This window comes from Streptomyces sp. NPDC088812 (assembly GCF_044750285.1).
Lineage (GTDB): Bacteria > Actinomycetota > Actinomycetes > Streptomycetales > Streptomycetaceae > Streptomyces.
The window spans coordinates 55624-67362 of the sequence record NZ_JBIVJP010000037.1; the positions used below are offsets into that span (position 1 = coordinate 55624).

The 11739-nt window shown below is 71.9% G+C and carries 12 protein-coding genes and 1 riboswitch; of the genes, 3 read left to right on the top strand and 9 right to left on the bottom strand.

The window, feature by feature from the left end:
• Positions 1–20: 20 nt before the first annotated feature.
• Entirely contained in the window at positions 21–593 is a 573-nt protein-coding gene (locus ACIP67_RS41580; protein ID WP_401699536.1) for a uridine kinase, read from the top strand.
• A 491-nt stretch (positions 594–1084) separates the two neighbouring features.
• The gene (locus ACIP67_RS41585) at positions 1085–2950 is read left to right on the top strand and encodes an AAA family ATPase (protein WP_401699509.1); all 1866 of its coding nucleotides are present in this window, start codon (positions 1085–1087) and stop codon (positions 2948–2950) included.
• Positions 2951–3009: 59 nt separating this feature from the next.
• Here the strand turns inward: ACIP67_RS41585 and ACIP67_RS41590 are convergent, their stop codons facing one another.
• From ACIP67_RS41590 to ACIP67_RS41630, 9 genes are all read right to left on the bottom strand, one after another.
• Positions 3010–4056 carry a hemolysin family protein gene (locus tag ACIP67_RS41590; protein ID WP_401699511.1) on the bottom strand — a complete coding sequence of 349 codons (1047 nt, stop codon included), beginning with the start codon at positions 4054–4056 and terminating at the stop codon, positions 3010–3012.
• Positions 4053–5378, bottom strand: coding sequence for a hemolysin family protein (locus tag ACIP67_RS41595; RefSeq protein ID WP_401699514.1), 1326 nt, complete (start codon positions 5376–5378; stop codon positions 4053–4055). The genes ACIP67_RS41590 and ACIP67_RS41595 overlap by 4 nt, the downstream gene beginning before the upstream one ends.
• A gap of 200 nt (positions 5379–5578) precedes the next feature.
• Positions 5579–6034, bottom strand: coding sequence for a PH domain-containing protein (locus ACIP67_RS41600; protein WP_401699516.1), 456 nt, complete (start codon positions 6032–6034; stop codon positions 5579–5581).
• A gap of 14 nt (positions 6035–6048) precedes the next feature.
• Positions 6049–6897: an ATP phosphoribosyltransferase gene (hisG, locus tag ACIP67_RS41605; protein ID WP_389519514.1), complete on the bottom strand. Its 849-nt coding sequence runs from the start codon at positions 6895–6897 to the stop codon at positions 6049–6051.
• A gap of 59 nt (positions 6898–6956) precedes the next feature.
• Complete coding sequence (locus tag ACIP67_RS41610; protein WP_401699520.1) at positions 6957–7229, bottom strand: phosphoribosyl-ATP diphosphatase; 273 nt, start codon at positions 7227–7229, stop codon at positions 6957–6959.
• A gap of 34 nt (positions 7230–7263) precedes the next feature.
• Entirely contained in the window at positions 7264–7749 is a 486-nt protein-coding gene (gene ribH, locus ACIP67_RS41615; RefSeq protein WP_401699522.1) for a 6,7-dimethyl-8-ribityllumazine synthase, read from the bottom strand.
• 44 nt (positions 7750–7793) lie between these two features.
• Positions 7794–9083, bottom strand: coding sequence for a bifunctional 3,4-dihydroxy-2-butanone-4-phosphate synthase/GTP cyclohydrolase II (locus tag ACIP67_RS41620; protein WP_401699524.1), 1290 nt, complete (start codon positions 9081–9083; stop codon positions 7794–7796).
• Positions 9080–9724, bottom strand: coding sequence for a nicotinamide riboside transporter PnuC (pnuC, locus tag ACIP67_RS41625; protein WP_401699527.1), 645 nt, complete (start codon positions 9722–9724; stop codon positions 9080–9082). The genes ACIP67_RS41620 and pnuC overlap by 4 nt, the downstream gene beginning before the upstream one ends.
• Entirely contained in the window at positions 9721–10326 is a 606-nt protein-coding gene (locus tag ACIP67_RS41630; protein WP_401699529.1) for a riboflavin synthase, read from the bottom strand. Before ACIP67_RS41630 ends, pnuC begins: the two co-directional genes overlap by 4 nt.
• Before the next feature lie 148 nt (positions 10327–10474).
• A riboswitch (FMN riboswitch) is annotated at positions 10475–10605 on the bottom strand.
• Positions 10606–10901: 296 nt separating this feature from the next.
• Here ACIP67_RS41630 and ACIP67_RS41635 point away from each other — a divergent pair.
• Positions 10902–11648 (top strand): SDR family oxidoreductase, encoded by a 747-nt coding sequence (locus ACIP67_RS41635; protein WP_401699531.1) that lies wholly within the window; start codon positions 10902–10904, stop codon positions 11646–11648.
• The last annotated feature ends 91 nt before the right edge of the window (positions 11649–11739 follow it).

Below are 11739 nucleotides of genomic sequence, written 5' to 3' on the forward strand. Positions count from 1 at the left end.
CCGAATCACCAGGACCCGCCATCCACCAGCTCGCCTCCCGGCTCCGCCAGCTGCCCCCGTCCTGCGGCCCGGTCCGTCTGATCGGCGTCGACGGGCACGCCGGCTCGGGGAAGTCCACGTTCGCCGGGCGCCTGGCGCAGGCGCTGGGCGACGCGCCCGTTCTCCATCTGGACGACATCGCGAGCCACGACGAACCCTTCTCCTGGACCGGACGTCTGCTGGCCCAGGTGATCACCCCCCTCCGCGCCGGCGGGACGGCCCGCTACACCCCCTACGACTGGCACGACCGCCGCTTCGGCCCGCCCCGCCCGCTCCCGGCCGCCCCGGTGGTCCTGGTCGAGGGCGTCGGCGCGGGCCGCCGCGCCCTGCGGCCGCACCTGGCGCACCTGCTGTGGATGGAGGTGCCCCGCGAGGAGGCCTGGGCGCGGGGGCGTTCACGGGACGGGGAGGAACAGCGGGACTTCTGGGACGGATGGGTCCGGGCCGAGGAACGTCATTTCGCCGAAGACCCGTCGAGACCGTACGCCGACACTGTGGTGCGGCAGGTGAACGAGGGGTACGAGATGCTGCCGGGGCCGGTGGGAACGCACTGACCGCACCACACCGTCACACACGGTGAGGGAGCACCCGCGATGTGGCGAACCCGTGAAGGGGTCGTGCGTGCGAACTTCACCAAGTGCTCCGGCCCTGCTTGACCGGTGGCCCGTACAGGACTTACGTTCTCAATGTGCGGCAATCCAAGCCGCCTCAGGACGCGAAGCCCCCGGTTGTTCCCCCGTGATCGGGGGCTTCGTTCTGCCCTCACCCGGCGTGCCCCGCCCCGGACGACCGCCGTGCGGCGCCGTTCGCTCACCCAGGGTCACCACGCACAGGTGCGCCCCTTCTGCCCCCACCACGCCAAACGTCCTGTGCGGCACCCTTCGGCGGGCGACACCCCCGCAGGTACGATGCCCTCGGTGCGACCTACGGACAGCTGCCGCGCGCACCTTGCAACTGCGGTCCGCGGCACAGCGGTTCGACCAAGGCGGCCGGTGGGCGACGGCCCGGCGGCATACCGACGGGGGCACGGTTTGTGGGGGACGTGATGGACTTCGGCACGCGGGGCCCCGAGGCCCCGGCCGACCTCGCCTGGCTGCGAGGCGTGGACGCCTACACGATGGGCGCGTATCCACAGGCGGAGGAGGAGTTCCGCACCGCGGTGCGGATCGATCCCGGCATGGCCGACGGCTGGCTCGGGCTGCACGCGCTGCGCGTCGACACGACGACCGCGCTGCTGAGGATGTTCCGGCACCGCGACCGCTTCGGCGAACAGCGCACCCGGCACCGACGCACCCTCAACTCCTGGTACTGGCTGGGCTGGTGGGTGCAACCGGTACTCGAAAGCCCCCGCGACCTGCTGCTCGCGCACGCCTCGCACTGGCTGGACGGCCGGCACGTGCCCGAACTGGACCGTGCGCTCGCCGGGCTCCCGCCCGTCGACACCGACCAGCAGGTCCGCTTCCTGCACGCCTGCCGCGCCTACCTGGTCAAGGACTGGGAGCAGTTGGTCCGGCACACCGACCCGCTGGTCGACGACCCGCTGCTCGGCATCGAGGCCGGCCTGTTCGGCGGTATGGCCCGGGTCCGGCTGGAGATGTACGGGCAGGCCGAGCCGCTGCTGTCGACGGCGCTGATGCGCTGCCGCAGCGAGCAGCCGCAGCGCAAGGAACTGCGCTACTGGCTGGCCCGCGCCCACGAGGGCACCGGCCGCTCGGCCGCCGCCCTCCCCCTGTACCGCGCCGTGCACCGCGTCGACCCCGCCTTCATGGACACCGCGGCCCGGCTCGCCGCGATCGCCGAGGGCGACGGCTACGACGATCCGGGCGACCTCGCCGCGATCACCCTCACCGGTGCCGGCCAGGACACCGGCGACGGGCCCGACGTCCTCGACCCGCTCTTCGGCACCGAAGGACGGGACCTGAAGCTCACCGAACCCGGCGACCTGCCGCCCGTCGGCCCCCTCCCCTCGGTGACCGGCCCGGCGGTGCGCGAGCGGACGCTGGTGCCCTCGGTGCTGCCCGCCGGGCCCACCGACCCCGTCCTTCTGGAGGAGGCGCTCGCCGAACTGGAGCGCATGGTCGGACTTGAACCGGTCAAACGTCAGGTCAAGGCGTTGTCGGCGCAGTTGAACATGGCCCGGCTGAGAGCCGGGCAGGGCCTCCCGGTCCAGCCGCCCAAGCGCCATTTCGTCTTCTCCGGCCCCTCCGGCACCGGCAAGACCACGGTGGCCCGCATCCTGGGCCGTGTCTTCTACGCCCTCGGCCTCCTCGGCGGCGACCACCTCGTGGAGGCCCAGCGGGCCGATCTGGTCGGCGAGTACCTCGGCCAGACGGCGGTCAAGGCCAATGAGCTGATCGACTCCGCGCTGGGCGGTGTCCTCTTCGTCGACGAGGCGTACTCCCTGTCCAACTCCGGCTACGGCAAGGGCGACGCGTACGGCGACGAGGCACTCCAGGTGCTGCTGAAGCGGGCCGAGGACAACCGGGACCACCTGGTGGTGATCCTGGCCGGCTATCCGGAGGGCATGGACCGTCTGCTCGCCGCGAACCCCGGACTGTCGTCCCGCTTCACGACCCGTGTCGACTTCCCGTCGTACCGGCCCCTGGAACTCACCTCGATCGGCGAGGTACTCGCCGCGGAGAACGGTGACGTGTGGGACGAGGAGGCCCTGGACGAGCTGCGGTCGGTCGCCGGGCACGTGGTGGAGCAGGGCTGGATCGACGAGCTGGGCAACGGGCGGTTCCTGCGGACCCTGTACGAGAAGAGCTGCGCCTACCGGGACCTGCGGCTGTCGGTGTATCCCGGGGCCCTGACCCGGGACGATCTGTCGACGCTGCGGTTGCCTGACCTGATGCAGGCGTACGGGGAGGTGCTGTCGGGCCGGGGACCGCAGGATCCGTCGGCCCTGTAGGCGCCGCCCGGCCCGTGGCGCGGGCGCGCCGCCGGAAGCGGCACGCCCGCGCGCGAGGGCTACGAGGCCATCACCACCTCGGGCACGTCCCGGTGGGCCGGATCCCGCACCTCGCCGACGAGCAGTTCCAGTACGTCCTCCAGGGCGACCAGGCCGAGCACCTTGCCCGAGGCGTCGGCGACCTGCGCCAGATGGGTCGCCGCCCGGCGCATGACCGTCAGCGCGTCGTCGAGGGGCAGGTCCGCCCGGAGCGTCGTCATGGAGCGCCACACCTGCTGCGGCACCGCCCGGTCGGAGTGCTCCAGGTCCAGGACGTCCTTCACATGGAGGTACCCCATGAAGGCGCCGTTCTCCGCGGCGACCGGGAAGCGGGAGTAGCCGGTGCGGGCGGTGAGGTCGACGATCTCGCCGGGGGTGACCGACGGGCTGACCGTCACCAGCGACTCGCGCCGCAGCAGCACGTCCGTGACCGGCCGGGAGCCCAGCTCCAGCGCGTCCTCCAGCCGCTCCTGCTCCTCGGGGTCGAGCAGACCGGCCTGGCCGGAATCCTCCACCAGCCGGTTGAGCTGTTCGCTGGTGAAGACGGCCTCCACCTCGTCCTTGGGCTCGACGTCGAAGAGGCGCAGGATGCCCTGGGCGCAGGCGCCGAGGGCGACCGTGATCGGACGGCACAGCCGGGCGAAGGCGACCAGCCCCGGGCCGAGCCACAGCGCGGCCTTCTCCGGTGCCGCCATGGCGAGGTTCTTCGGGACCATCTCGCCGATGACGAGGTGGAAGAAGACCACGGCGGCGAGGGCGATGACGTAGCCCAGCGGGTGGATCATCCCGTGCGGGAGGTGGACCCCCTCGAAGACGGGCTCCAGCAGGTGCGCGACCGTGGGTTCGGCGACCGCGCCCAGGGTGAGAGAGCAGACGGTGATGCCGAACTGGGCGGCCGCCATCATCTGGGGCAGGCGCTCCAGTCCGTGCAGGACCTGGCGGGCGCGGGCCGTGCCGAGCGGCTCGATCTGGCTGCGGCGGACCGACACCAGGGCGAACTCGGCGCCGACGAAGAAGCCGTTCGCGAGCACGAGGAGGGCGGCGAGGGCGAGTTGGAAGACGCTCATCGGGCGGCCTCCACGACGGCCCCGGTGCGCACGAGCCGGACCCGCTCGGCCCGGTAGTGGCCGACGCGGCGCACCGACAGGCGCCAGCCGGGCAGCTCGGCCCGGTCGCCGACGGCCGGGATACGGCCCAGCAGGTCGGCGACGAGTCCGGCGACCGTCTCGTAGGGCCCCTCGGGCACGTCGAGGCCTATCCGCAGCAGGGTGTCGACACGGCAGCTGCCGTCGACGTCCCAGGCGGGCCGGCCGTCCTCGGGCGGCACGGCGGCCAGTTCCGGGGTGTCCGCGCCGTCGTGCTCGTCGCGGACCTCGCCGACGATCTCCTCGACGATGTCCTCCAGGGTCACCACGCCGGCCGTGCCGCCGTACTCGTCGACGACGACGGCGATGGGCTGCTCGCTGCGCAGCCGGGCCAGCAGGGGCCGGACGGGCAGCGTCTCGGGGACGAGCAGCGCCGGGCGGGCGATCCGGCCGACGGGGGTGCGCAGCCGTTCGTGGACGGGGACGGCGAGGGCGTCCTTGAGGTGGACCATGCCGACGATCTCGTCGATCTTCTCGTGGTAGACGGGGAAGCGGGACAGGCCGGTGGCGCGGGTCAGGTTGACCACGTCCTCGGCGGTGGCCGACGCCTGCAGGGCGCTGACCTTCACGCGCGGGGTCATGACGTGCTGCGCGGTGAGCTCGGCCAGGGACAGGGTGCGGACGAAGAGGTCGGCCGTGTCCTGTTCCAGGGCGCCGGCCTGCGCGGAGTGCCGGGCCAGGGAGACCAGTTCGCCCGGGGTGCGGGCGGAGGCCAGTTCCTCGGCGGGCTCGACGCCCAGGGCCCGCACGAGCCGGTTGGCGACGGCGTTGAGGCCGGCGATGACCGGCCGGAAGAGGCGGGCGAAGGCGTACTGCGGGCCGGCGACGAAGCGCGCGACCTGGAGGGGCCTGGACACCGCCCAGTTCTTGGGCACGAGTTCGCCGATCACCATCTGCACGGCGGAGGCCAGCAGCATGCCGACCGCGACGGCGACACCGGAGACCGCGCCCTCGGGGATGCCGGTCGCGGTGACCGGGCCGTGCAGCAGCTCGGCCAGCGCGGGTTCGGCGAGCATGCCGACGACGAGGGAGGTGATGGTGATGCCGAGCTGGGTGCCGGAGAGCTGGAAGGACAGCTCCTTGAGCGACTCGACGACCGTGCGGGCTCGTCGGTCGCCGTCGGCGGCGGCCTTCTCGGCCTCCGGTCGCTCGACGGTGACGAGGCCGAACTCGGCGGCGACGAAGAAGCCGTTGGCCAGGATCAGCAGGAACGCGGCTGCCAGGAGCAGCAGGGGGATGGTCATGAAACCGCCGCCTCCGCTGTGGAGGGGGCGGCGCAGGTACTACAGGACGAACCGTCCATCGCCTGAGAGGGTCACTCCTCGGGTAGCAGGAACCCCTGTGCGCCGGGCCCGGCACGACAGGGGCGGAGACGTCGGGGAAACGTCTCCGCCACCAGATTAATCAAGACACGGGCCCGTGCGGCAGGGTGGACGACCCCGAGTCAGCCCTGATCTTGCTCGGGGTCACGGAGGGAGCGGGCCTCGACGAGGGTCCGCAGGGCCCGTGCGTCGGCGATGGCGCGCTCCCTGGCGATGCCCGGCTGGATGCCGAGCGCGGGCAGGCTGGTGCCGTCGCTGAGGTCGAGGAAGACCCAGGCGTCGCCCGGACGGAGGTTCACCCGGAGGATCTCCGCCCAGTCCAGGTGCCTGCGGCTGGCGATGTTCACGACGGTGACACCGGAGTCGTCGGCGACGACCTTGACACGGGCCAGCTGGGCCAGCACCCAGAAGCTGAGGCCGCCGGTGACGACGAAGCTGAGCCGCTCCCCGGGGCCCAGCTGCTCCAGGAGCAGCGAGACGCCCGAGATCACGACGAAGATCACGACACCGGCGGTGAGCAGCACCGCGCGGGTGCGGCCCGGCCGGAAGGTGACGGGGAGGGTGGGCAGGTCGGACATCGTCGGCGGGTACCTCAGAGGCGGCAGGCGTGGATCGCCGTGGTCAGGATGGCGCGGGCGCCGATGTCGTACAGGTCGTCCATGATCCGCTGTGCCTCCTTGGCGGGGACCATGGCGCGGACGGCGACCCAGCCCTCGTTGTGCAGCGGGGAGACGGTCGGCGACTCCAGGCCCGGCGTCAGGGCGACGGCCTTCTCGAGCTGCTCGACGCGGCAGTCGTAGTCCATCATCACGTACGTCCGGGCGACGAGGACGCCCTGGAGGCGGCGCAGGAACTGCTGGACCTTGGGCTCGTCGGTGCCGGCGCCGGTGCGGCGGATGACGACGGCCTCGGACTTCATGATGGGCTCGCCGATGACCTCCAGGCCCGCGTTGCGCAGGGAGGTGCCGGTCTCGACGACGTCCGCGATGACCTCGGCGACGCCGAGTTCGATGGCGGTCTCGACGGCGCCGTCCAGGTGGACGACGGAGGCGTCGATGCCGTTGTCGGCGAGGTGCTTGGCGACGATGCCCTCGTAGGAGGTGGCGACGGTCATGCCGCCGAGGTCCTCGACGCCCTTCGCGGTGCCGGGCTTGGTGGCGTAGCGGAAGGTGGAGCGGGCGAAGCCGAGCGGGAGGATCTCCTCGGCGTTGGCGCCGGAGTCGATGAGCAGGTCGCGGCCGGTGATGCCGATGTCGAGGCGGCCGGAGGACACGTAGATGGCGATGTCGCGGGGGCGGAGGTAGAAGAACTCGACCTCGTTCTCCGGGTCGACGATCCGCAGTTCCTTGGACTCCCGGCGCTGCTGGTAGCCGGCCTCATGCAGCATCTCCGCCGCAGGGCCTGACAGGGAACCCTTGTTGGGGACGGCGATGCGCAGCATGAGGCGAGCTTCCTTCGTTCGGGCGGGAATGCGTGGGGGACGGGTGGGACGGGTGCGGCTCAGAGGTGGGCGTAGACGTCGTCCAGGGAGATCCCACGGGCGACCATCATCACCTGGACGTGGTACAGCAGCTGGGAGATCTCCTCGGCTGCCGCGTCCTTGCCCTCGTACTCGGCGGCCATCCAGACTTCGGCGGCCTCTTCGACGACCTTCTTGCCGATGGCATGGACGCCCTTCTCGACCAGTTCGGCGGTGCGGGAAGTGGCGGGGTCGCCGGTGGCGGCCTTCTGCTGGAGCTCGGCGAAGAGCTCCTCGAACGTCTTATTGGACATGGTGCCGCCCACTTTACGCGGTGTGCCGGCCGGGCTAACGCCACGGTTCGGATACTGAGCGGAGGGTGGCCGCGGTCGCCACCGCCGCCGTCACCGCCTCGTGTCCCTTGTCCTCGGTGGAGCCGTCGAGGCCGGCCCGGTCGAGGGCCTGTTCCTCGGTGTCGCAGGTGAGCAGTCCGAAGCCGACGGGGACGCCGGTGTCCACGCTGACCTGGGTGAGGCCCTGGGTGACGCCCTGGCACACGTAGTCGAAGTGGGGGGTGCCGCCGCGGATGACGACGCCGAGGGCGACGATCGCGTCGTAGCCGCGGCCCGCGAGGCCTTTGGCGACGACCGGGAGCTCCCAGCTGCCGGGGACCCGCAGCAGGGTCGGTTCGTCGATGCCCAGGTCGTGCAGGGCGCGCAGGGCGCCGTCGACCAGACCGTCCATCACCTTCTCGTGCCACTGGGCCGCGATGACGGCGACCCGCAGGTCGCCCACGTTCTCCACGGACAGTTCCGGTGCGCCCTTGCCGCTCACGTCTCTCCTCGGTGCCGTAGTGCTGTGTTGCTGTCGTGCCGTGCTTACTGGTTGCCGCAGGGGGACACGGGGGCCGTGTCCAGCCAGGGCAGGTCGTGGCCCATCCGGTCGCGCTTGGTGCGCAGGTAGCGGATGTTGTGTTCGCCCGCCTGGACGGGCATCGCCTCGCGTGCGCCGACCTCGAGGCCGTGGCGCAGCAGCGCGTCCGTCTTGTCGGGGTTGTTGGTCATCAGGCGGACGCTGCGGACGCCGAGGTCGGCGAGGATCTGGGCGCCGGCCGCGTAGTCGCGGGCGTCGGCGGGCAGGCCGAGTTCGAGGTTGGCGTCGAGGGTGTCGCGGCCCTGTTCCTGGAGTTCGTAGGCCCGCAGCTTGGAGAGCAGGCCGATGCCGCGGCCCTCGTGGCCGCGCAGGTAGACGACCACGCCCCGTCCCTCGGCCTGGATGCGCTGGAGGGCGGCGTCGAGCTGGGGCCCGCAGTCGCAGCGCTGGGAGGCGAAGACGTCGCCGGTGAGGCATTCGGAGTGGACGCGGACCAGGACGTCGCGGCCGTCGCCGATGTCGCCGTGGACGAGGGCGACGTGCTCGACGCCGTCGACGGTGGAGCGGTAGCCGTACGCGGTGAAGGTGCCGTGGGCGGTGGGCAGGCGGGTGGCGGCCTCGCGGCGGACGGTGGGCTCGGCGCTGCGGCGGTAGGCGATCAGATCCTCGATGGAGATGATCGTCAGGCCGTGCTTGCGGGCGAAGGGGATCAGTTCGGGCAGGCGCAGCATGCGGCCGTCCTCGCCGGCGATCTCGACGATCGCGCCGGCCGGGCGCAGGCCGGCGAGCCGGGCGAGGTCGACGGCGGCCTCGGTGTGTCCGTTGCGGACGAGGACGCCGCCGGGCCTGGCGCGCAGCGGGAAGACGTGGCCGGGGCGGACGAGGTCGGTGGGCTCGGCGGTGCCGCTCGCCAGCAGTTGGAGGGTGGTGGCGCGGTCGGAGGCGGAGATGCCGGTGGTGACGCCGTGCGCGGCACCGGCGTCGACGGAGACCGTGAAGGCGGTCTTCATCGACTCGGTGTTGTCGGCGACCATCTGCGGGAGCCGGAGCCGGTCGAGTTCGTCGCCCTCCATGGGGGCGCAGATCAGGCCGCGGCACTCGCTCATCATGAAGGCGACGATCTCGGGGGTGGCCTTCTCGGCGGCGATGACGAGGTCGCCCTCGTTCTCGCGGTCCTCGTCGTCGACGACCACGACCGGGCGGCCGGCCGCGATGTCGGCGACGGCCTGTTCGATCGGGTCGAGGGCGAAGTCCTCGATGTCGTCGGCGGGGTACAGGACGGGTGCGGTGCTCATGCCGGCGCTCCTTCCAGAGCGGACTGCGCCGGGCCCTTGCGGGAGCGCAGCCACCAGTCGCGCATGCCCCACAGGACGAGCGCGCCGTAGATGACGTAGACGAAGCCGGAGAAGGCGTAGCCGTTGGCGAAGTTGAGGGGGACGCCGACGACGTCGACGAGGAGCCAGGCGAACCAGAACTCGACCATGCCGCGGGCCTGGGCGTACATGGCGACGATGGTGCCGACGAAGATGTAGGCGTCCGGCCAGGGGTCCCAGGACAGGGACGGGTAGGCCTTGAAGAGGAGGGCGACGGCGACCGTGCCGACGGCGGCGGCGACGACCATGGCGGCGCGCTCGGTCCAGGTCGCGAAGCGGGGGGTGATCTGGCCGTCCGCGGCCCGGCCCTTGCTCCGGTTCCACTGCCACCAGCCGTACAGGGCGACGGCCATGACGACGACCTGCTTGCCGGCGCTGCCGGTCAGGTGGCCGTAGAAGGCTCCGAAGAGGACGAGCCCGGAGAGGAACTGCACCGGCCAGGTCCACAGAGAGCGGCGCCAGCCGAGGGCGAGGGTGATCAGGCCGAGGATGTTGCCGATCATGTCCGACCAGAGGATGTGCTGGCCGAAGAGGACGAAGGCCTCGGAGTTCAGCTGGTTCACCGGCTGCCCCCCTGGCCCGCCGCGAGCAGGCGCTCGACGTACTTGGCGACGACGTCGACCTCGAGGTTGACCGGGTCGCCGGGCTGCTTGAGGCCGAGGGTGGTCAGCGCGAGGGTGGTGGGGATGAGGCTGACGGTGAAGTGGTCGGCGCCGGCGTCGACGACGGTGAGGCTGATGCCGTCGACGGTGATGGAGCCCTTCTCGACGACGTACCGGGCGAGGTCGGCCGGGAGCGAGATCCTGACGATCTCCCAGTGTTCGGACGGCGTGCGCTCCAGCACCCGGCCGGTTCCGTCGACGTGGCCCTGCACGATGTGGCCGCCGAGGCGGGCGCCGACGGCGGTGGGCCGTTCGAGGTTGACGCGGGCGCCGACGCCGAGGGCACCGAGGCTGGATCGCTTGAGGGTCTCCGCCATGACGTCGGCGGTGAACTCGTCGCCCTCGTGGTCGACGACGGTGAGACAGACCCCGTTCACGGCGATGGAGTCGCCGTGCTTCGCGCCCTCGGTGACGACGGGTCCGCGCAGCCGGAAGCGGGAGGCGTCGCCGAGGTTCTCGACGGCGGTGACCTCACCCAGCTCTTCGACGATTCCGGTGAACACTTCCCGGGTCCTCCTGCCTCGTTAGGGCACGGACTCCGGGGCCTGTCGATGACGACAGAACGTACGGGCGACGACACCGGGAGCGACGCCGGACGGACTCGTCCCGCTGGAACGAGCACAGACGGCGGCGCGCACGAATGCCCGCCCGCCGCGCACTGCCTCCCATCCGGACTTTAACCGTCGGTCCAGGAATTTCACCTGGTCAACCGGCCGCTGGAAGCGGCCGGGTCGCGGACTGTAACCGCCGGTTCGGAATTTCACCGACCCCGGAGTGCGCTGCTTTAGGTACAGGGTCAGTGTGCCACGCCCGGTGGCCGTCCAGAGGGGCGGGTGATGTGGGGTGGCTCACAGGCCACAGAAGCGGACGCCTCGGACGAGCGGAGGTGCCTCCGACTCGTGCGGACCATGGCGGATCCGGACAGGCTGGACCGCGTACGGCGTCGGCTCGATCGGGTGCTCGTACGGCGTCGGCCGGCTCGGGTCCGGGAGGATGTCACATCACGAGAGGCTGTCCGGTCCCGGTCGGCGGAGGGTGTTCCGGCCGGGAGCGCCCGCGTCCGAAGGGACTGACCACCATGACCACGATCCTGGTGACCGGCGGTACCGGAACCCTGGGCCGGCTCGTCTCCGAGCGGCTGCGTGCGGACGGGCACGAGGTGCGGGTGTTGAGCCGGCACGCCCAGCCGTACGCCGTCGACCTGCGCGAGGGCGGACCGGGGCTGGACGTGGCCGTCGCCGGTGTGGACACGATCGTGCACTGCGCCAGTTCGCCGCGCGGCGGTGACGAGCGGGCGGCCGCGCACCTGATCGAGGCGGCGCGCCGGGCGGGGACCGGGCACCTGGTGTACATCTCGATCGTCGGGGTGGACCGGGTGCCGTTCGGCTACTACCGGTCGAAGCTCGCCGTGGAGCGGCTCGTGGCGGAGTCGGGGCTCGGCTGGACGGTGCTGCGGGCGACCCAGTTCCACGATCTGCTCGCCCGGTTGTTCGAGACTTTGTCGAAGGTGCCGGTGATGCCGTTGCCGGCGGGCGTGAGCGACCAGCCCGTGGAGGTGGCGGAGGTCGCCGAGCGGCTCGCGGAGCTGGCGGCCGGGGCGCCGGCGGGGCGGGTCGAGGACCTGGCCGGGCCACAGGTCCGCACGGTCGAGTCGCTGGCGCGCGCCTATCTGGCGGCCGTCGGCAAGCGGCGTGCGGTGGTGAACGTGCCGCTGTGGGGCGCCGCCTACCGGGCGTTCCGGGCCGGCGGGCACACGGCGCCGGACCGCGCGGTCGGCAAGGGGACGTTCGAGGAGCACCTGGCGAGGCGGGCGGCCCGCCGCTAGTGACCTGAGTCGGAGATTCGCCGTTGGTTCGGTATGAGTCGTCCGGGTCCGAAGATTCCGCCGTTGTCGTTGACCGATGCCCAGCGGGCCG